At 55.8% G+C, this 20,768-nt stretch carries 17 protein-coding genes and 2 tRNA genes; 7 read left to right on the forward strand and 12 right to left on the reverse strand.

The genetic code is table 11. The features are described 5' to 3' along the window. Window positions 1–50 precede the first annotated feature (50 nt). The gene (mdoH, locus tag DSD31_RS15965) at window positions 51–2,579 is read right to left on the reverse strand and encodes a glucans biosynthesis glucosyltransferase MdoH (protein WP_048023067.1); all 2,529 of its coding nucleotides are present in this window, start codon (window positions 2,577–2,579) and stop codon (window positions 51–53) included. Beyond that, entirely contained in the window at window positions 2,572–4,125 is a 1,554-nt protein-coding gene (mdoG, locus tag DSD31_RS15970; RefSeq protein ID WP_004860475.1) for a glucans biosynthesis protein MdoG, read from the reverse strand. The genes mdoH and mdoG overlap by 8 nt, the downstream gene beginning before the upstream one ends. A 252-nt stretch (window positions 4,126–4,377) precedes the next feature. On the opposite strand from mdoG, the gene mdoC reads away from it, so the two are divergent. Then, on the forward strand, window positions 4,378–5,538 hold the full coding sequence (gene mdoC, locus DSD31_RS15975) for a glucans biosynthesis protein MdoC (RefSeq protein ID WP_088884069.1): 1,161 nt from the start codon (window positions 4,378–4,380) through the stop codon (window positions 5,536–5,538). 56 nt (window positions 5,539–5,594) lie between these two features. Here mdoC and ymdB read toward each other — a convergent pair whose 3' ends face one another. From ymdB to ghrA, 5 genes are all read right to left on the reverse strand, one after another. Then, the gene (gene ymdB, locus DSD31_RS15980) at window positions 5,595–6,128 is read right to left on the reverse strand and encodes an O-acetyl-ADP-ribose deacetylase (RefSeq protein WP_004860470.1); all 534 of its coding nucleotides are present in this window, start codon (window positions 6,126–6,128) and stop codon (window positions 5,595–5,597) included. A 275-nt stretch (window positions 6,129–6,403) separates the two neighbouring features. Next, window positions 6,404–6,898 (reverse strand): DUF1097 domain-containing protein, encoded by a 495-nt coding sequence (locus DSD31_RS15985; RefSeq protein ID WP_015584660.1) that lies wholly within the window; start codon window positions 6,896–6,898, stop codon window positions 6,404–6,406. Between the two features lie 102 nt (window positions 6,899–7,000). Further along, window positions 7,001–7,555: a TorD/DmsD family molecular chaperone gene (locus tag DSD31_RS15990; RefSeq protein WP_004860465.1), complete on the reverse strand. Its 555-nt coding sequence runs from the start codon at window positions 7,553–7,555 to the stop codon at window positions 7,001–7,003. 22 nt (window positions 7,556–7,577) lie between these two features. After that, window positions 7,578–8,315 (reverse strand): phosphatase, encoded by a 738-nt coding sequence (locus tag DSD31_RS15995; protein WP_004860463.1) that lies wholly within the window; start codon window positions 8,313–8,315, stop codon window positions 7,578–7,580. Window positions 8,316–8,398: 83 nt separating this feature from the next. Beyond that, a complete protein-coding gene (gene ghrA, locus DSD31_RS16000; RefSeq protein ID WP_113991177.1) occupies window positions 8,399–9,337 on the reverse strand; it encodes a glyoxylate/hydroxypyruvate reductase GhrA in 939 nt (312 codons plus the stop codon). Window positions 9,338–9,609: 272 nt separating this feature from the next. On the opposite strand from ghrA, the gene DSD31_RS16005 reads away from it, so the two are divergent. Then, window positions 9,610–9,697, forward strand: a tRNA-Ser gene (locus DSD31_RS16005). Between the two features lie 123 nt (window positions 9,698–9,820). On the opposite strand, the gene DSD31_RS16010 is transcribed toward DSD31_RS16005, so the two are convergent. Beyond that, window positions 9,821–10,726, reverse strand: coding sequence for a LysR family transcriptional regulator (locus DSD31_RS16010; RefSeq protein WP_004860459.1), 906 nt, complete (start codon window positions 10,724–10,726; stop codon window positions 9,821–9,823). A gap of 114 nt (window positions 10,727–10,840) precedes the next feature. Here DSD31_RS16010 and DSD31_RS16015 point away from each other — a divergent pair, with 114 nt between their 5' ends. Together DSD31_RS16015 and DSD31_RS16020 are read left to right on the forward strand one after the other, a co-directional pair. Beyond that, window positions 10,841–11,701 carry a pirin family protein gene (locus DSD31_RS16015; RefSeq protein ID WP_004860458.1) on the forward strand — a complete coding sequence of 287 codons (861 nt, stop codon included), beginning with the start codon at window positions 10,841–10,843 and terminating at the stop codon, window positions 11,699–11,701. Window positions 11,702–11,935: 234 nt separating this feature from the next. Continuing rightward, window positions 11,936–12,023 (forward strand) — tRNA-Ser (locus DSD31_RS16020). Window positions 12,024–12,428: 405 nt separating this feature from the next. Here the strand turns inward: DSD31_RS16020 and DSD31_RS16025 are convergent. Then, window positions 12,429–14,576, reverse strand: coding sequence for a TonB-dependent receptor family protein (locus DSD31_RS16025; RefSeq protein ID WP_113991178.1), 2,148 nt, complete (start codon window positions 14,574–14,576; stop codon window positions 12,429–12,431). 194 nt (window positions 14,577–14,770) lie between these two features. Between DSD31_RS16025 and DSD31_RS26220 the strand changes: the two genes are divergently transcribed. From DSD31_RS26220 to DSD31_RS16035, 3 genes are all read left to right on the forward strand, one after another. Then, a complete protein-coding gene (locus DSD31_RS26220; protein ID WP_162786322.1) occupies window positions 14,771–14,941 on the forward strand; it encodes a hypothetical protein in 171 nt (56 codons plus the stop codon). 6 nt (window positions 14,942–14,947) lie between these two features. After that, window positions 14,948–15,490: a TroA family protein gene (locus tag DSD31_RS16030; RefSeq protein ID WP_113991179.1), complete on the forward strand. Its 543-nt coding sequence runs from the start codon at window positions 14,948–14,950 to the stop codon at window positions 15,488–15,490. A 259-nt stretch (window positions 15,491–15,749) separates the two neighbouring features. Next, complete coding sequence (locus DSD31_RS16035) at window positions 15,750–16,991, forward strand: MFS transporter (RefSeq protein ID WP_088402217.1); 1,242 nt, start codon at window positions 15,750–15,752, stop codon at window positions 16,989–16,991. 60 nt (window positions 16,992–17,051) lie between these two features. Here the strand turns inward: DSD31_RS16035 and phoH are convergent, their stop codons facing one another. From phoH to efeO, 3 genes are all read right to left on the reverse strand, one after another. Next, window positions 17,052–17,840 carry a phosphate starvation-inducible protein PhoH gene (phoH, locus tag DSD31_RS16040; RefSeq protein ID WP_015584664.1) on the reverse strand — a complete coding sequence of 263 codons (789 nt, stop codon included), beginning with the start codon at window positions 17,838–17,840 and terminating at the stop codon, window positions 17,052–17,054. A 508-nt stretch (window positions 17,841–18,348) separates the two neighbouring features. Continuing rightward, complete coding sequence (gene efeB / locus DSD31_RS16045; protein WP_032717675.1) at window positions 18,349–19,632, reverse strand: iron uptake transporter deferrochelatase/peroxidase subunit; 1,284 nt, start codon at window positions 19,630–19,632, stop codon at window positions 18,349–18,351. A gap of 4 nt (window positions 19,633–19,636) precedes the next feature. Beyond that, window positions 19,637–20,764 carry an iron uptake system protein EfeO gene (efeO, locus tag DSD31_RS16050; RefSeq protein WP_004860442.1) on the reverse strand — a complete coding sequence of 376 codons (1,128 nt, stop codon included), beginning with the start codon at window positions 20,762–20,764 and terminating at the stop codon, window positions 19,637–19,639. Window positions 20,765–20,768 lie beyond the last annotated feature (4 nt).

Below are 20,768 nucleotides of genomic sequence, written 5' to 3' on the forward strand. Positions count from 1 at the left end.
CAGATAAAAAAATACCGGCAATATTGCCGGTATTTTCCTTCACATACCGCTTATTTCGTTTTCAACGCCAGCGGGTTGAGCGTCACCTGCTGATAGGCGCTCACCCACGAAGAGTATTTCTCCGGCGCGGCCCACACACGATAGTGCAAACGTGACAAGGTGACCGGGTCGCTCAACAGCACCAGACGACGGTCGCGATTGAGTTTGTCGGGCGTCTCGTTCAGCGCCTGTTCAACGTGACGTTCGCGGGCGATATCCAGAATGTGACCATGGCGGTGACGTGCCGTCGCCATTGCCGTCGCCAGCGCGTTGAAGGACGGGTTAAACACGGCGTGCATAAACCCATCGTCCAGGGAACGCTGACGGTTCAGGGTCAGATATGCATCGGTATCCTTCAGCACCTGCGGCGGGGAATACTCTTCCGGGATCAGGAACAGCTTCCAGCGTTTGGTACGCAGGCCCACGGTGGCCCGACTGGAAATCACCGACACGAACGGCGACAGGATCAGCGAGAAGACGATCGGCGCCAGCCAGAACAGGAAACGCAGATCCAGCCACGCCATACCGACCGCCCACACCAGCCCCAGCAGCAGCTGCGAACCGTGGCGCATAAAGGCTTCACCCCATGGGGTGGAGTCATCATCACGCTGCGGAGAATTCCATACCACTTCCCAACCGAGGAACGCACTGACCACAAACACGGTATGGAACAGCATACGCACCGGCGCCAGCAGTACCGAGAACAGCACTTCCAGCAGCAAAGAGAGCGTCACGCGAATGAAGCCGCCGTACTCTTTTGAACCTTTGCACCACACCAGAATAATGCTCAACAATTTCGGCAGGAACAGCAGCACCATCGTCGAGGCGAACAGCGCAATCGCCAGCTCCGGACGCCACTGCGGCCAGACCGGGAACAGCTGCCGCGGCTGCAGGAAGTACTGTGGCTCAGTCAGCGCATGCACGACCTGTAGCGCGGTCGACAGGGCGAGGAACATGAACCACAGCGGCGCCGACAGGTAGGACATGACGCCGGTCAGGAACACCGCCCGGTGCACCGGGTGCATGCCTTTGACCAGGAACAGACGGAAGTTCATCAGGTTACCGTGGCACCAGCGGCGGTCACGCTTCAGTTCATCCAGCAGGTTCGGCGGCAGTTCTTCATAAGAGCCCGGCAGATCGTAGGCAATCCACACCCCCCAGCCGGCACGACGCATCAGCGCCGCTTCCACGAAGTCGTGCGACAGAATCGACCCGGCAAATGAACCTTCTCCCGGCAGCGGCGCCAGCGCGCAGTGCTCGATAAACGGCTTCACGCGGATAATGGCGTTATGGCCCCAGTAGTGTGATTCACCAAGCTGCCAGAAGTGCAGGCCGGCGGTGAACAGCGGACCGTAAACGCGGGTCGCAAACTGCTGGCAACGGGCATACAGGGTGTCCATACCAGAAGCGCGCGGCGAGGACTGAATGATCCCGGCATTCGGGTTCGCCTCCATCAGACGCACCAGCCCGGTCAGACATTCACCGGTCATCACCGAGTCAGCATCCAGCACCACCATATAGCTATACTGGCTGCCCCAGCGACGGCAGAAGTCATCGATGTTACCGCTCTTACGCTTCACACGACGACGACGACGGCGATAGAAAATCTGCCCCTCGCCCTGCACTTCCGCAATCAGCTCCATCCACGCTTTCTGCTCGGCAACGCAAATATCCGGATTGTAGCTGTCACTCAGGATATACACGTCGAAGTGCTGCTGTTGCCCTGTCGCCTTCACCGACTCCCAGGTGGCACGCAGGCCGGCGAATACGCGATCGACGTCTTCGTTGCAGATCGGCATGATCAGCGCCGTACGGTGTTCTGGGTTCAGCGGTTCATCGCCGACGGTTGACGCGGAGATACTGTACTTATCGCGCCCCATCAGCAGCTGCAGGAAGCCCATCAGCGCGGTCCAGAAACCGGCGGAAACCCAACAGAAAAGGACCGCGAAAAGGATCAGGATCCCAGTTTGCAGCATGTACGGCAGCAGCTGCATGAAGGAAATCCACAGATTCTGCCCGACCATGTCAGCCGGATTGATGAGCGCCCATCCCTGATACGGCAGGATGGTTTTCATGTACCAGGTTGCGACAACGGTCTGCGCCAGCGTCAGCAGCAGCAGGATGTAACGACGGATGGTCCCGACGGTACGCCACTTCTGCTCGCTCTCCTGCTCTTCTTTGGTCAGGCGAGAAAGATAGCGCGGGGTGACATCACGTCCCCGTAGCCGATCCCAGAAACGCCCAACCGGGTTGGTGCGCCACGGGTCCGGGAACATTGAGGAGCGTTTTGCTTTCGGCATTGCGTTGAGCTGAGTACGCCCTTCATCATCTTTTATCAGCTGGTTACCGGCCAGGGAGTCTGGCCAGCTATGTTCCAGTCGTGATTTCACGGAACCCAGCGGGGAATCGTCTTCACGAACAAAAGCATGATGATCGGCGTCCAGCGCTTCATGTACGGCCTGCAGGCTTGTATCAGGCAGCGCGGCTTTTTCAGCCTCAGACAGCGGCAACGCGTCAATGTACTTCGTTATCTTATTCATTGGCAGGCAGCTGATAGCTCCAGGTTTCACTCAGCGTCTGATCAGCATTGACCAGCGCAGCGCGCATTTCCGTGGTTTTCTTCGGATCTTTTACCTTCACACGCAGAACCATACGCCAGCCCTTAGTGACCGGGTTATAACGCACGGTATTCTCAACAATTTCTGCGTTATCGCCGATGCTCGCCTGCGCCGTTACCGGCGTATCTGACGGCATTTTTTTCATTTCAGCGCCGGTGAAGTCAACGATAAAGGCAATGGTGCCATCCGGCTGACGAATCAGGTTCGACTGCTTCACATCCCCGGTAGAACGGCGGGTCTGCATCACATAGGCGTTATCCGGCGCGTGCAGTTTGTCTTCATCGCGGCTGAAGGTAATCGAGTATTTGAAGTTCATCTCTTTACCCGGTTCCGGCAGCTGATCCGGCGTCCAGTAGGTCACGATGTTATCGTTGGTTTCGTCATTGGTCGGGATTTCAACCAGTTCGATTTTCCCTTTACCCCAGTCGCCCTTCGGCGTGATCCAGGCGCTCGGGCGCAGATCGTAACGGTCGTCGAGGTCCTCAAAGCGCGAGAACTGACGGCCGCGCTGCAGCAGGCCGAAGCCCTGCGGATTTTCCATCGCATAGCTGCTGACGGCCAGATGCTTCGGATTGTTCAGCGGACGCCAGATCCACTCGCCGTTACCGGCAAGAATCGACAGGCCGTTAGAATCATGCAGCGCCGGACGATAGTTGGTCGCCGGAGAGGGTTGATTCGGCCCGAACAGGAACATGCTGGTCAGCGGTGCAACGCCTAGTTTGCCGACTTTGTCACGCAGGTACACTTTAGACTGCACATCAACGACGGTATCGCGGCCCGGCATAATCACAAAACGGTAGGCGCCGGTCGCACGTGGGGAGTCAAGCAGTGCATAAATAGTCAAACGCTTGTCCGTGGCTTTTGGATGCTCAATCCAGAACTCACGAAAACGAGGGAATTCTTCGCCGGAAGGCAGCGCGGTATCGATAGCCAGGCCGCGCGCGGAAAGCCCGTACACCTGGCCCTGACCCAGAACACGGAAGTAGCTGGCGCCGAGCATGCTGACGATTTCGTCGTTCTTATCTTTGCTGTTGATCGGGTACAGTACTTTGAAACCGGCGAAGCCCAGGTCTTTCACCGTATCTTTATCATGCTGGACGCTGCCAAAATTAAAGTAATCCGGATTATATTTAATCTTACGCACGCTGCTTGCCGTCACTTCGTTAATGGTGACCGGCGTGTCGAAGTACATACCCTGATGATAAAATTCAAGTTTGAATGGGGTTTTCTGATTGTTCCAGTAAGCCTTATCGTGATTAAACTGGATTTGCTGGTAGTCCGCGTATTTCATGTCGCGGAAAGCGGAGGGCAAGTTGCTCTTCGGCGCTTCATAGCCTTTCCCGGCTAACGCTTTGGCCTGTTTTGCAACGTCATCAATGCTAAACGCCCATGCAGATGAAGTACACAGGGACAACATTACGGCTGCGCTTAACCAGCGCATTTTCATCATCTGTGGTTTAAGTTTCATATAAGTAAGCACTTCCCCCTTTGTGTGCTTAAATCGATCCGATCTATTTTAATGGTAATTCAGGCAATCCGACAACATAATCCCTGCTTTGTTCACCTTAGCGGCGCAGGTAATAGGCAGTTAACTGCCACATTTGTACTTTACGTACTTATCCTGGAGACAGGTATCCAGAGTTGATGTAGGGTTGCTGAGAATTTAAACGTTATCACGTTGAGTGATAAGACGAATTGTCCGAGAATGTAGTGATATTGTATGAATAATACGCCAGTACAACGTGAATATTTCTTCGATAGCATCCGCGCCTGGCTGATGCTACTGGGGATCCCTTTTCATATATCACTGATCTATTCCAGCCACAGCTGGCATGTGAATAGCCTCGAGCCCTCCTGGTGGCTGACGCTGTTTAACGATTTTATCCATGCTTTTCGCATGCAGGTCTTCTTTGTCATTTCTGGCTACTTTTCCTACATGCTTTTTTTACGTTATCCGCTGAAGAAGTGGTGGAAAGTGCGCGTTGAGCGTGTCGGCATTCCGATGCTGACCGCCATACCTCTGCTGACGCTGCCGCAGTTCATCATGCTGCAGTACGTTAACGGCAAGGCCGAAAACTGGCACACCCTCTCGGGTTACGACAAATTCAATACTCTGGCGTGGGAACTGGTTTCTCACCTGTGGTTTTTACTGGTGCTGGTGGTCCTGACCTCTCTGGGAGTCGTGCTGTTTCGCTGGCTGACCGGCCGCCGCTCAGCCAGGGCATCGACCTTTGGTGACACCGTCACATTAGCTCAGCTGTCGATGATTTTTCTGGCGCTCGGCGTGCTTTACGCGGTGATCCGCCGCTCGCTGTTTGTCCTTTACGCCCCCGTGCTCAGCAACGGCCTGTTTAATTTCATCGTGATGCAGACTCTGTTTTACCTGCCCTTCTTCATTCTTGGTGCCCAGGTATTTATCAATCCGCGCTTAAAAACGATGTTTACCACTCCGTCGCCATGGTGCTTCGTCGGCGCGCTGCTAGGCTTTATCGCCTATCGCCTGAATCAGCAATATGGTTCCGGTGATGGCTGGATGTATGAAACCGAATCGGTCATTACCATGGTTCTGGGTCTGTGGATGGTGAACGTGGTCTTTTCTCTCGGCCACCGTCTGCTGAACTTTCAGTCGGCGCGGGTGACCTATTTTGTTAATGCTTCGCTGTTCATTTATCTGGTGCACCACCCGCTGACCCTGCTTTATGGCGCATGGCTGGCGCCGGCGATCAAATCCAACGCGCTTGGGTTTATTGCTGGCTTAGTCTTCGTGGTCGGTATTGCGCTGGTGCTGTATGAAATTCATCTGCGCATTCCTCTGCTACGCTTTCTCTTTTCGGGAAAATTCCAGCCGAAAGCAGCTAAGACTCAAGTGTCCGCTGGCTGATCGCCCGCCCGCTCGCCCGCAGATGTCAGGCGGCGGGTGGTCGGGACCCCCGACTTTCACGCACCTCGCTGCGGCTCAAGCAAGCGCCGGTAAATGTCCGCGGTCTCCTCATCGAAACAGACAAAGCAGACGCGCTCTAAAGGATTGTAACGCGTCAGAAAGGTGCTGACCGTCTGCACGGCAATTTCTGCCGCCGCCTGCTTAGGATATCCATATACGCCGGTACTGATGGCCGGGAAGGCAATCGATCGATAGCTGTTCGCTGACGCCAGCTGCAGGCTGTTTCGATACGCGTCAGCAAGCAGTTCAGCCTCCTGATGCCCGCCACCGTGCCAGACGGGCCCGACGGCATGGATCACCGCGCTGGCCGGCAGCTGACCCGCGGTAGTAATCACCGCATGACCCGGAGGGCACTCGCCTTGTTGTTGCCGGACGACCTGACACGCGGCAAGGAGCTCCGGCCCGGCTGCACGATGGATTGCGCCATCCACGCCCCCGCCCCCTAGCAGCGAGGGATTAGCGGCATTGACGATAACATCGACGTCAAGCGTAGTGATGTCGCCGAGAATAACCTCAGGTTTAACAGTCATTTCGCCTCCTGTCGGCAAACGTCTTTACATAAAGCACAGAGGGTAATATGGCACGATAGCCCGCCCGACGAAAGTCCGGGAAGCTTGCGGCGGCTATAACCCGTCTGGAGGATAGCAAGGCTATGTTGCGGGTTAATATTCTTTCACGTTACGGTTGCGTGGCGGGGGCTACCCCGTGAGTCGGGTCGACGGCCGCAAGTCTGAACAGCCCGACCAGTGCCAGCAGAAAGAAAAACAGGACCTGAGGTCCTGTTTCTTGTGCGGGTGACATCAGCTTATGCCTGGTCGGGCGTTTCGTTCACTAATGTGGATTTGTTTTTCCGCGCACGCGCGGCCAGCCATAGCCCACAATTTTTCATCGCGTAACCAAACACCAGCCCTAGCGCCAGAGAAGGTACCACCAGCCGCCAGTTCCCGTCGCCGGCAAATGTGGCGCAGGCGCCAATAAAAGTGCCGGGGACAAAAGAGAGCAGCAGCTGACGAGCCTGAATACACATCAGGAAGGCCACGCCCCCGGTCATCATATAGCCAAGGATTTCCAGATGCGGCGCCAGCGCACTGCCGTAAATAATGACCAGCGCCCACACCACACCGCTCATTACCGTACAGGTTGAGATCAGCAACCCTTTTAGCCCGCCCTGCGGGCAAGCGAAATAGGCCGTGCAGCCCAGGAAGCCCGCCCAGCTCAGCAGACCAAGCGCGACCGCCACCCATCCCCAGATTCCGGAGAGAATGCCTGTCGTTATTGCGATTGCGAAGAGTATGTTCATGACGCGTATCATAGCAGATACGCGTCCGCCAAATGAGATCTGAAGCACGTTATATGCAAGCTCATACTTTCCATTGCAATAAAAACGTGACAAATATCACATTTACTCTTCCGATTCTTCCTGCAGTTCATCCCACATGGCGGAGAGCGCTTCCCGCGTCAGGGGCGCCATCGTCCGCCAGAAAGGTGTCCCGGCATGCGCCTCGACTTTGCCGAGGAAAACCCCGCACCACGGCAAAATGTAGTCAGCAAACAGCGTTTCCAGCGTTTCGCTTTCATCTTCCGTAGCATGATCTTCAAGCCACGAGGCCGCCAGCAGCAGTGACCCAATGTGGTCGGCCTGACCTTCTCCGGTCGGGATCCCGTGTTCGCTGAAGAAACCGCGAACTTCAGCTTCGCTTGCCCCTTCAACCCACGCGCTACGATAAGGAGGAACGCTGCACTCTTCACCGACAAACAGCGCATTGTAATCGGCGGCCAGCGGTTGCACGTCGCAGCTTTTTTGCAGACGTTCCAGCAGCTCATCCTGCTCCAGCGGCCAGCTCGCCGCCAGCTTCCCTTCACGGATCAGGGTAAACAGCGGCACCAGAAGCGGATCCTGCGGCTGACGGTAGTACAAAGAGCCCAGCACGCGGCAGAGGATTGAAAACTCGTTCATTCAATTTTTCCAGTTATTCATATTAAAGATCGGCAAATTCAGGGATCGCCGGCATCCCGCGAGACTCAAGGAAATTCAACAGCCGACGCGGGGACACGTTAAGGATCCGCTCTTCGGGGAAGTTCACATCATCGAGGATCTTACGACACTCTTTGAACTCGCCGAGCGTAAATGCGGTATGCGAATCCGATCCCAGCGCGACCCAACCTCCGGCATCGCGCACGGCGGCGGCAACCGCCCGGCAGTTATCTTCGCTGCCCACACGCGACGAGACGAAGGATGAGTTGTTGATTTCCAGCGCCACCTGGTATTTTGCCGCCGCGGCGGCTATCGCCGGAATATCGACGGGGTATTTCGGATTACCCGGATGGCTAATAATATGTACCGCGCCGCTCGCCATAGTGGCGATCATCGCTTCAGTATGGGTGGCTTTATCCTGCGGCGGGAAAACCGGCTCATGGAAGCCCGCAATGAACAGGTCCAGTGAGGTCAGCATCGGCCCGGTGCAGTCAATTTCGCCGAGGGTATTTTTTATGTTGGCTTCAATACCCCGTAAAATGCCGACGCCGTCGACCATCCGCGGCCAGATGCGCATATTGACGAAATGCCAGTAGTGCGGAGCATCGGCCATATCCGGACCATGATCGGTTATGGCAAAAAGTTTGATCCCCTTACGCTTTGCTTCAGCAATATAATCGTGCAGGGTACTGTAGGCGTGGGTACTGGCGACGGTATGCATGTGCAGGTCAACAGGATACATCACAATCTCCTTCTCTGTTTGTGGCAAGAATAGCAGGAATCAGGACGCATGATTAGCAAAACCCCGCCACAGCGGGGTTTCTCTTAGTATCCGCGCTGACGATCGACCTGCCCGTTCAGCGCCTCCCCACGCTCCAGGCGGCCAATGGTGCTGGCAATATAGGTGATCGCTTCCAGCGGACGGGTGACTGCGGCGACATGTGGCGTCATCGCCACCCGAGGATGCGCCCACAGCGGACTTTCCGCCGGTAATGGCTCGCGGCTAAAGACATCCAGCATCGCGCCTTTAAGCTTACCGCTATTCAGTGCCGCCAGCAGATCCGCTTCGACCACGTGAACGCCACGTGCCAGATTGAGAACATAGCTGTTATCCGGAAGCTGCGCCAACAGTCGCTGATTAATAATGCCGACGGTTTCCGCCGTGTTTGGCAGCAGGTTGATCAGTACCCGCGTCGCGCCGAGGAAGTCGCCCAGCTCCTCCTGACCGGCAAAGCTTTGCACCTGAGGCCAGGATTTACGACTACGGCTCCAGCTCCGCAGCGGAAATCCCCATACCTGAAGCGCTTCCGCCACTTTCGAACCAAGCACGCCCGCGCCCATTATCCCGATAGTGAACTCTTCGCGACGATAATCCTCCAGCGGCTGCCAGCGGGCCTGCTGTTTTAATGCCTGGTAGTCGTCGAAGCGACGGAACCAGTGCAGCACCTGGCTCACCGCATACTCTTGCATCTGCTGACCCATTCCGGTGTCTTCGAGGCGAAAGAGTGGAATCGACATCGGCAGCATTTCCGGGTGTTCACGGAGTTTACTCAGAATTGAATCGACGCCAGCGCCGAGGGCAAAAACGGCTTTTAAGTCCCGTCCCTGAAGCATTTCCACCGGCGGATGCCAGACCAGCGCATAGTCCGCATGCTGAGTATCGCCGGATTTCCATTCGCGTACGCGCGCGCCCGGCAGCTGTTTTTCCAGCTCAGCAATCCAGTAAGCGGTATCAAATGTCGGGTGATAAAAGATTATGTCCATCATGGCTCCTGATCGCGGGCGCTGGTTGCAGGTTGACCCTGGCGCCGTATTTTACTTATTGTTTTCTATTGGATTGCCAGCATAGCAAATTTCATTTTTCTATCGAATAAAAAGAGGGTGGCGACAAAAAAATCGATTGTCGCGCATTTAAAAAGCAAGTTGCGCGAAGTTTGTCTAAACGCGCTGTTTTTTGAAAAAGTTGATTGACGAGAGATACGTATTTCCCTAAATTAGCGCCCGTTGACCACCCAGGGTGAGCAGCAAAACAATATGGTGAGGTGTCCGAGTGGCTGAAGGAGCACGCCTGGAAAGTGTGTATACGGCAACGTATCGGGGGTTCGAATCCCCCCCTCACCGCCATATTTAAAGAAGAGCTCGTACGCAAGTACGGGCTTTTTTTTCGCCTGTGGCACCGCCCGGGGGGGATGAGAAGCCCCGACCGGGTGTCGACATGCGTGCTTTGCCCGGGATACAGCCCCCTTATCAATCCTCTTCCATCCGCTGGTATTCTTCGCTCAGAAAGTCTACCAGTGCTCTCACCGACGGCAGCAGACCGCGACGAGAGGCAAAAACCGCATGAATGACTTCCCGCTGTGGTTGCCACGCATCCAGTACCACCTCCAGGGTCCCGGCAGCCAGCTGATCGCGCACCATTAAGAGAGGAAGCTGAACCACCCCAACGCCGGCTATCGCCGCTTCACGCAATGCCAGCATGTCCGTCGTGACCATCCGCGGCGTGAAATAGACTTCCGCCCTTGCCCCCTCCGGCCCGCTCAGTTGCCACTTATGCTGATGCTTTCCGGCATCGAGACTCAGTCCCGGCCACGTACTCAGCTGCGATGGCGCCTGTGGCCTCCCCATTCGCGCAATACAAGCCGGGCTGGCGACCAGACGCTGTCCGCGGTCGGCCAGTACCCGCATCACCAGATCGCTATCGTCAAACGGACGCGGGCGCACGCGGATCGCAACGTCAATCCCTTCGCCAACAACGTCCACCCGCCGATTGGTAGCCTCCAGCTGCACATTGACGCCCGGGTAACGTAGCATAAACCGCGCCAGCATCGGCCCGACATGGGCATGCAATAAGGTCACCGGGCAGGTGAGTTTAACGCTGCCGCGCGGCTCCGAACGCAGCGTTTCCACCGCCTGCTGCGCCGCCTCGGCCTCTATCAGCATCGCTTTGCAGTGCTGGTAGAAGGTCTGCCCCACTTCGGTGACCACGAACTGCCGGGTCGTGCGATGAATCAGCCGCACACCAAGCCGCTCTTCCAGCTGCGCGATCCGACGGCTTAATTTTGATTTCGGCTGATCGAGCGCCCTGCCCGCCGCGGCGAATCCTTCATGATCGACGACCTGGACAAACCAGGCTAAGTCATTGAGATCGAGCATCCTTCCTCCATTGTTCCATTTTCAGAACAGTATAGGCCAGTTTTGCTATCTACCGGTTTATTGGCCGCAGATCTAATCTTATAGTCATCAGAAATCGCGACACAGGAGAGCACCATGAAACAGATTACAGGCGTCTACACCGCACCGGCCCAACATTGGGTTGGGGATGGCTTTCCGGTTCGCTCACTGTTCTCTTACCAGACTCATGGCGAACCGTTAAGCCCCTTCCTGCTGCTGGACTACGCCGGTCCTCACCACTTCCCGGCGGGAAGCGGCAGACGTGGGGTTGGCGAACATCCGCATCGCGGATTTGAAACCGTCACCATCGTCTATTCCGGTGAAGTTGAACACCGTGACTCGACGGGTAAAGGTGGGGTCATTGGCCCGGGCGATGTGCAGTGGATGACCGCCGGCGCCGGCATTCTGCATGAAGAGTTCCATTCGGCGGAGTTTACCCGCACCGGCGGCGAACTGAAGATGATCCAGCTGTGGGTCAACCTGCCGGCGAAAGACAAAATGACTCATCCGGGCTATCAGAGCATCACCGCGGATGTCATCCCCGATGTCGCCCTGGCGGACGGCGCGGGAAATATCCGGGTTATCGCCGGCAGCTATGACCAGGTGACTGGACCTGCGCACACTTTCTCGCCACTGAACGTCTGGGATATGCAGCTGAATCAGGGCCATGACATCACGCTCCGTCAGCCTGATGGCTGGAGCAGTGCGCTAGTGGTCCTTGAAGGTGAGATTACGGTCAACGGTGCAGAGCAGGCACGTGAAGGGCAACTGGTGGTGTTTAGTCAGCAGGGAGAAGCGATTCATCTTCATGCAACGGCGAATGCCAAAGTGCTGCTGCTGGCCGGTGAACCGTTGCGGGAGCCCATTGTGGGCTACGGTCCGTTTGTGATGAATACCAGGCAGCAGATCGCAGAAGCCGTGCGCGATTTTAACGGCGGACGCTTTGGCCAAATCTGACATCAGTGCCTTCCCGGCCTGCCAGCGTGGCGCTAAAGCAGCGCACGAGGCTGGTGAAGCATCGCAAACAGCTTGATTCTCTGCGTTAAAATCGCTGCCCCGTCGGTTTTCAGCGGGGCAGTGTTCATTGCTTGACCGAACGGTAAAGAAAGAATAAATACTGCTTGACCGTTTTAGTGCAACTCCCTATAGTAGCGCCCCGTTGCCCACCCAAGGTGAGCAGCAAAACAATATGGTGAGGTGTCCGAGTGGCTGAAGGAGCACGCCTGGAAAGTGTGTATACGGCAACGTATCGGGGGTTCGAATCCCCCCCTCACCGCCATATTTAAAGAAGAGCTCGTACGCAGGTACGGGCTTTTTTTTCGCCTGTGGCACCGCCCGGGGGGATGAGAAACCCCGACCGGGGGTCGACAGCTGGCGCAGCCAGCTGGACAGACCGCGAGCCTGCGAGCGGGCTGCCCGCACAAAAATGCCGGGAGCATTTTTGAACAACGCCTGCGTTGGCCCCGAAGGGGCGAGGCCCAGGGACGGGCCGAGTAACGGTGAGCGAAGCGAATCTATCCCCCCCTCACCGCCATATTTAAAGAAGAGCTCGTACGCAGGTACGGGCTTTTTTTTCGCATATTGCACCCAGCTGGAGGTATGGCCTTATCGCTCCTCCGCCAAACCCCCGCTCTCTGACCTGACCGCTTCGCGGTGCATCCCTGCCCCGCGAAGCGTCACACGTTTAGAACGCCAGCGACGCCTGAACAAAGAAGGTTCGCGGCTCGCCGACATATTTGCCGTAGTTATTATCCGTTGAACGCGTGTAGTAGCGCTGATCGAAAAGGTTTTTAACCCCGGCGCCCAGTTTCAGATTTGACCACGACGGCCCCATGTCATATTCGCCGCGCATATTCCACACCATATAGCCGGCAATATTACCGTACTGGCCATCATCGCTCTCCTGGGTGATATAACCATTCCCGGCAGCAGAAGACCCCGGAGAATGCTGGCGGGATTGCGAATAGCCATCGACGTTCCACACCCAGTTGCCCGTCGCGTAGCGGGAACCTACCGTCAGCACCTGGCGGGAATAGAAGGGCAGATCTTTACCCGAAAACTCGCCGCTGACGGATACGGCGCGGGTATAGGTATAGGTGGAATAGAGGCTGACCCCATCCAGGCTGTGCGTCAGTTCGCTGAGATCGTAGTTCAGAGCCAGCTCGACGCCTTGATGTTTGGTGGCGCCCAGCGTGGTCCAGCCGATGGTGTTGTTGATGTACTGCAGCTGATTATCAAAATCAATGTAGAAAGCCGTCAGCTCCGCTTTGAGTAAGGAGTCGTCATAGCGGGTACCGACTTCATAGGTGCGCGCCTTTTCCGGTTGCAGGCCCGGAGCCGGCTGCCCGTGATTCCCTCCGCGGGTGAGCTGGAAATACTGCAAGCTGCCGAAAGAGGTATTGGCATTAGCAAATAGCTTCCAGCTATCGGACAGGTGATACATCACGTTGATCGATGGCAGCGGTTCACTGTACGATTTTTCACGCGCAATATCGGCAAAAGCGTCATTCACATGCGTGCGGATGCTTTCATAACGCAGCCCCGGGGTAATCGTCCAGTTACCAACGTTGACGGCATCATCAATATAAAACGCGTTAGCTTCCGTACCGCCGGAGGTATGCTGATAATAGTTTTCTTTAGAATTCGGGGCAGAGGTCGTGGTCGTCGGATCGTACCAGTTGGACTGATATCCTTTTTCATCCGATGTCTCGTTCAGATAGCGATAGCCAAGGGTGACTTCATGGGCCATATCCCAGAAGCGGAACAGATGCGAATAGGTTGGTTCGATGGCCCAGGTGGTGTAGTGGCGAGGGGCGGCAGCCAGACGACTCTGCCCTTCCAGAGCCCCGGAGCCGTTGGTCTGAATATCGCTGGTGCGGAAACTTTTGGTGAAATAGGTCAGCACTTCAAACTGGCTATCCTCTTCCTGATGGCGATATTTGAAAGACATATCCTGGCGGCGTCCGGCAAACTGATCGAACGGGCGCACTGACTGGAAGGGATTTTGCTGGTACTGCTCTTTCGTCAGGCCGCCGGGCATACCCGCGGAGGCGTTATAATAATGGAAGTTACCGGTCAGTTCGTCCTGCGGAGTGAAACGATAACGCGTTTTCAGCATAAAATCGTCAATATCGGTATTGTCATTATTTTCCCGGTATCCCTGGCCGTGCAGACCCGAGTACAGCAGCTCCGCCCCCAGACCGTTCTCCGCCGTGCCGCCAACGGAAGCGCTGGTCAGCGTTTTTAATCCGCCGTGTGAGGCCCCTTCCGTTTGCGCGCTCACCGCACCGCCGAACGTTTCCGGAATATCCTTCGAGACAAAGTTGATCACTCCGCCGACGTTCTGCGGCCCGTAACGAACGGCGCTGCCGCCGCGGATGACGTCAATGGACTGAATGTTCCCCATTGACAGCGGAGCCATTGACAGCTGAGGCTGGCCGTAAGGCGCGACAGAAAGCGGTACGCCGTCCATCATGATGGTTGAGCGAGGCGAAAGGCGCGATGTCAGGCCGCGCACGCCGACGTTCAGTGACACATCGCTCCCGCCGGTGCCGTTATTCTCCTGAACCTGAACCCCGGGAATACCGCGCAGCGCTTCTGAAATCGTCTCGCCGCCTTTTTCCTTAACCTGCTGCTCCGTCACGATGGTCCTTGCGCCGGGATGATCGAGCACTACCGTGCTGTAATCCGGCGAATCAAGCCAGTTGCCCACGACCGTCAGGGTATCCGTACGATCGGTTGATGAAGAGTTATCATTTTTATCAGCAGCCCAGGCCGGGAACGCTAAAACAATAGCGCTAGCAAGCAGCGAGAGCCGGAAGTGACCAGACATGAGAAAATCCCCTGTAAAATAAATATATTAATTATCAATTATTTGTATTGCGAATGATTTGAATTATGAGAAACGAAATGATAATAGTTAGCAATACATAGCAATGTAAACTTTTTTTTGAACCGAAGGTTGTTTTACGCTCCAGCCAAACTGGCCGGGTTGTCTCACGGCTGCGGACAGACGGATTGGATAAAATGAGGCAGAAACTTTTCTGGCGGCTGGTATTAGGCTGGCTACTTTTACTGTTGGCAGCAAATCTGCAGGCATCCCCCGTCACGGCGACGGATATTGCCGGAAGAGAAGTGACCCTCCAGCAACCGGCAAAAAGAGTCATCCTGGCGGATGCCAGGGCCATTCAGGCATGACAGATTGTGCATCCGGATAATCCTTTTGCGCAGCCGATTGCCCGGGATAATCCCCTCAAAACCAAAGCGCCGGACCTTGACTCGCTTTATCTTGCAAAGTCCCCCCAGCTAAAACAGCTGCCGATGCTTGGCAATGCATATCTCACTGATTTCAGCGTCGAGCGCGCCGTTCAGATGCAGCCGGATCTGAACGTCTTCGATTTTGGCGTACGGGAAAAACTGAAAGAGAGCCGCGTGCTGGATCTGCTTGCGGCGATCGGTATTCCCGTCGTCTTTATCGACTTTCGCCTACGCCCTCTTACCAACAGCGTCACCAGCAAAAGGCTGCTGGGGAAAGTGCTGGGCGGCGCCGAAGCGTGGGCGCGTTTCTATGAAGAGCGGCTCAACCTGATACGCCAGCGCACCGCCGGATTAAATGACAAAGAAAAGCCGCTTAATAAATGGTTAAGCGAAATGTCAGGGCACAAACTCCGCTACAAGAAAGATTGTCTACAGGCGAAGCAAAACTCCCACATACAGGCATACGTCCTTCTCCCGGAATCGGCATAAATGCCTCCCCGACTGGCCGCCCCGCAGGCAGAATCCGACGTTCGTCGTTTTTTGTCGTCAACACATTACGTTACCACTCTTTCCCCATGAAGCATGACAGACAATGTTTTAAATAAAACCCTGGTCATTTATTCCGTTATAAATATTAAAAACATACAGTTAATGTCATCATAACAGCCCACAATGCCCCTCAACCGAGTAGATCGCATCCGCCGACAAATTTATACTTAGCGCACATTTTTATTCCAAAGGTCTGGACATGACGTTCTCTTCTCCACTTAACAAACGCGGCGTAACGCCGGCGAAAGCCATGGTCGCGGCGATCAGCGGCTACGCAATGGATGGCTTTGACCTGCTGATCCTCGGTTTCATGCTGCCGGCAATCAGCGTTTCGCTGGCGCTCACCACTTCTCAGGCCGGTTCCCTCGTTACCTGGACGCTGATTGGCGCGGTACTGGGCGGGATTTTTTTCGGCCATCTCAGCGACCGTCTGGGCCGCATTCGCGTCCTGACCTTCACGATCCTGATGTTCTCGGTCTTTACCGGTCTCTGTGCGGTTGCCCAGGGCTATTGGGATCTGCTGGCCTATCGCACCCTTGCGGGTATGGGGCTCGGCGGCGAATTCGGTATCGGCATGGCGCTGATTGCCGAAGTCTGGCCGGCCCATAAGCGCAACCGCGCCTCGGCGTGGGTTGGTATCGGCTGGCAGCTTGGCGTGCTGCTGGCCGCCTTTATCACCCCTCTCCTGCTGGATATCATCGGCTGGCGCGGGATGTTTCTGGTTGGCCTTCTGCCGGCGCTGGTCTCATTTGCCATCCGCCGCGGGATGGGAGAACCGGAGGCGTTTACCAAAGATAGCCGCGTCGCGCAGGAAATATCGTTCACCGCGCGCCTCAGGATGCTGTTTGCCGACCGCACTACCTCGAAGGCCAGTATCGGCATCTTCATCCTCTGCTCGGTACAGAATTTTGGCTACTATGGCCTGATGATCTGGATGCCCAGCTATCTCTCCTCCAGTTTTGGCTTTTCGCTCACCAAATCAGGGCTGTGGACGGCGGTCACCGTCGTGGGGATGACCTTCGGCATCTGGCTGTTCGGCGTGCTGGCAGACCGTTTCGCGCGCTGGAAGATCTTTCTGATTTACCAGGTGGGGGCCGTCGTGATGGTCATCGTCTACGCCCAGCTGCGGGACCCGACCCTGATGCTGTTTACCGGAGCGGTAATGGGGATGTTTGTCAACGGCATGATTGGCGGCTATGGCGCGCTGATCTCTGATACCTACCCGCTACAGGTCCGCGCCACCGCGCAGAACGTGCTGTTTAACCTCGGGCGCGGCGTGGGCGGCTTTGGACCGCTGGTGATTGGCCTGTTCGTCAGCCACTGGTCGTTTACCGCGGCGATCACCCTGCTGGCCCTGCTCTATCTGCTGGATATTTTCGCCACCCTGTTCCTGCTGCCAAAAACCCAAGGCAGCGAAGATGCGCTGGGCGCGATCGGCTAACGCCCTGCGCTCCAGATAACAAAGCCCGGGTTTCCCCGGGCTTTGCACACAAGATAGCGATCAGTAGTAGGCTTTCAACGTTCGCTGGCAAAGCATCGAACGGACGCAATCATCGGCGGTAAAACGCACAACGCCGATCATGTCGTCTTCCGCAAAACGCGCCAGCGCATCGACCAGCCCGGACTTCACGCCAGAGGGTAAATCACACTGGGTAATGTCGCCGTTCACGATGACCGTCACGTTTTCCCCGAGGCGGGTTAAAAACATTTTCATTTGCGCAGCGGTCACGTTCTGAGCCTCGTCCAGAATCACAACCGCATTTTCAAATGTACGTCCGCGCATATAGGCGAACGGCGCGATTTCCACCTTGCCAATTTCCGGTCGCAGGCAGTATTGCATAAAGGAAGCGCCCAGCCTTCTCACCAGTACGTCGTACACCGGTCGGAAATAGGGAGCAAACTTCTCGGCGATATCTCCCGGTAAGAAGCCGAGATCTTCATCGGCCTGCAGAACGGGACGGGTAACAATAATCCTGTCCACATCTTTGTGAATCAGGGCTTCAGCGGCTTTTGCTGCGCTAATCCAGGTTTTACCGCACCCGGCTTCGCCCGTGGCAAAAATCAGCTGTTTATTGTCGATGGCATTCAAATAATGCGCCTGAGCGTCATTGCGCGCTTCAATTGGGGAAGTATCACGGCTGTCCCGCGCCATGCCAATTGCTTCTACGCCACTCATTTGCACAAGCGATGTGACCGATTCTTCTTCGCGTTGCTTATGGCTGCGCGAATCCTGTCTCAGCACACGTTTGGCCTCACGACGAGCTTTGGTCACTGCTTTTTGTCTTCCCATGGATAGCACCTTGCGTTGTTGGTTTACATCACACGCGTCAATATCGACGCGATTATGCGCACGAACGATTGAGGTTTGGCTTCCTTGTAAGCCATTGCTTGCCTGTCGAATTGACAACGGGTCACGGCTACGCGCACCGCGTACCCGGTCTGGGTTTAGGTTATTGGTGGTGACTGGAGAAAAATTCGAGGTGTGGGAATCGCGGCCGGAAGTGTGGCCCCCGTGCTGAGGAGTACGGTAAGAAGATTTACATTTTCCGTTACAGCAATCGGGCATTCGCGATCTCCATAGTGAAACGACATCACTGCCGGGAACTACCGCGTCTGTAATAAGTACATCAAAAATAATTCTTAATGCAACTTATTTTTTACATGCGGACAACAAATAATTCTCATCGCAGCTCAGGAGAGTTTCCGACAAATAGATTACAGAAAAATAACACAAGGCAGGAAATACAAAAAAAGAATGGAAAAACAGCAGAAACGCCCTGCCCTTGCGGGCAGGTGCGTCAGGCTTCGAGCAGAGATTGCGCCAGGTAGTGCTGGCTGTCGATTACGCCCGGTAACACAAAGAAGTAGCCGCCGCCGATAGGTTTGACGTACTCCTCCAGCGCTTCGCCGTTAAGGCGTTTTTGCACCGTCAGGAATCCCTTCTCCAGATCATGCTGATAGCAGACAAACAGCAGTCCCATATCCAGCTGCCCGGAGTTGGTCACCCCCAGCGAATAACTGTAGCCGCGACGCATCATCAGACTGGACTGCGTCTGCGGTGTGCGCGGGTTCGCCAGACGAATGTGGCTATCCAGCGCGATAATATCGCCATCAGGATCCCGACTGTAATCCGGCACGTCATGCTCATGCTGCATACCCAGCGGCGCGCCGCTGTGCTTATCGCGCCCAAAAATGGTCTGCTGCTCTTTCAGCGGGGTGCGATCCCAGAACTCCACATGGAACTGGATGATACGCGCCGCCTGATAGCTGCCGCCGGTTGCCCACGCAGGCTCGCCTTGATCGGAGGTCACCCATACCACTTCATCCATCAGCGCCTTATCGGTACTGACCGGGTTCGCGGTGCCGTCTTTAAAGCCCAGCAGGTTAACCGGCGTCTCTTTGCCTTTACTCCGCGCGGCGCTATCGGAAATAAACCCTTCGCGCTTCCAGCGGACGCTGAGCAGGTCCGGCGTATGTTTAATCACATCGCGCAGCGCATGGATAACCGTATCCTGAGTATTGGCACAGATTTGCAACAGCAGATCGCCATGACAGAGCGCCGCATCCAGCGAATCGTTGGGGAAGCGGGTCATTTTTTGCAGCTTTTTCGGCGCCTTATCCGCTAATCCATAGCGCTCATCAAACAGCGAATGGCCAACCGAAACGGTGACGGTCAGGTTATCCGGGGAGATCCACGCGCCGAGGATCCCCGAATCCATCGGCGGCAGACGCGGATTTGGCGTGTCCGGCGCCGGCCCCCCTTTGGTCAGAAAGGCAATGCGCTGAGTCAGCAGGCGAAACAGGCGCTCCAGGTCAGCTTTATCGCTGGCCAGCACATCAAAGGCCACCAGCATCATCGATGCCTGCTGCGGCGTCAGCACGCCGGCCTGGTGCTGCCCGTAAAAAGGCTGCGCTTCGGCACGCGCGTCCGGCGACAGCACGCCCGGAGAGCTGTTGCCCTTCGCCGCGTGTGCCACCGGACAGCCGCCGGTGATAGCCAGCGCGCCGCCAAGCGCGCCGATCCCTTTTAATAATCGACGACGTGAAGGTTCATTCACATCAAGTTGCTTCTGTTCTGCCATCGACTTAGTCCAGCCCAAGGATCCCGCGCAACTGAGCCAGATCTTCCGCCAGCGTGGTGATCGGCCCTTTTAACGCATTACGATCCGCATCCGTCAGCTTGTCATATGTTTCGAAGCCGTCTTTAGTGCGGTATTTGCTGAGGATAGCGTCAACTTTTTTGAAGTTAGCGTCAACTTTCGCCAGCAGCGCGCTGTTCTCTTTTTGCAGCTGCGGGCGCAGCAGGTCAACGATCTTCTGCGCGCCGTCGATGTTCGCCTGGAAGTCCCACAGATCGGTGTGGCTGTAGCGATCTTCTTCACCGCTGATTTTGCTGGCCGCGACTTCTTCAATCAGGCCCGCCGCGCCGCCCACCACTTTCGACGGCGGGAACGCCAGTTCGCTGATGCGTTTTTGCAGTTCAAGCACATCGCTGTTCAGCTGATCGGCATACTTTTCCATCCCCTTGACGCTGTTGTCGCCAAACAGGGCTTTTTCCAGACGGTGGAAGCCGGTGAATTTCGGATCTTCGGCTTTTTTCTCGTAATCGTCTTCACGAGCATCAATACTGCCGTCCAGATCGGAGAACAGCTCCGCGATCGGTTCAATGCGCTCGTAGTGCTGACGCGTCGGAGCATACAGCGCTTTCGCTTTTTCAATATCTCCCGCCTTCACCGCGTCGGTGAACGCTTTCGTGCCGCTAACCAGCTGTGCGGTTTCCGCCGTAACGTAGGCTTTATAGGCGGTAATCGCCTCGCCAAGGCTCAGCAGCGCATCGGCTTTCGCCGCATCTTTGGTGGCGGCACCGGTCACAATCAGCTTGCCTTTCGGGTTGGTCAGCAGCCCGCAGGTCATGTCGTATTCGCCCGGCTGCAGGTTCGCCGTCAGCTTTTGCGTAAAGCCTGGCGCAATGTTCTCGCGCTCTTCAACGACCATCACGCCTTTGAGAATCTCCCACTCTAGCGCTTTCTGACTGTGGTTTTGAATAATGAACTGCGTTTTCCCCGCTTTCACGGTGACGTTCATCGGCTCACACTGTTTGTCGTTAACGGTGACTTTTACCTGCGGGATATCCGCAGCCTGAGCGTAGAAGGCAGAGCTGAACAACGCTGCGACGGCAAGCTGCAGCGCATTACGGCGAAAATGAATCATCATGATC

Origin of the sequence: Klebsiella sp. X13 (assembly GCF_003323835.1) — a bacterium.
GTDB classification, from domain to species: Bacteria; Pseudomonadota; Gammaproteobacteria; order Enterobacterales; family Enterobacteriaceae; genus Klebsiella; species Klebsiella ornithinolytica.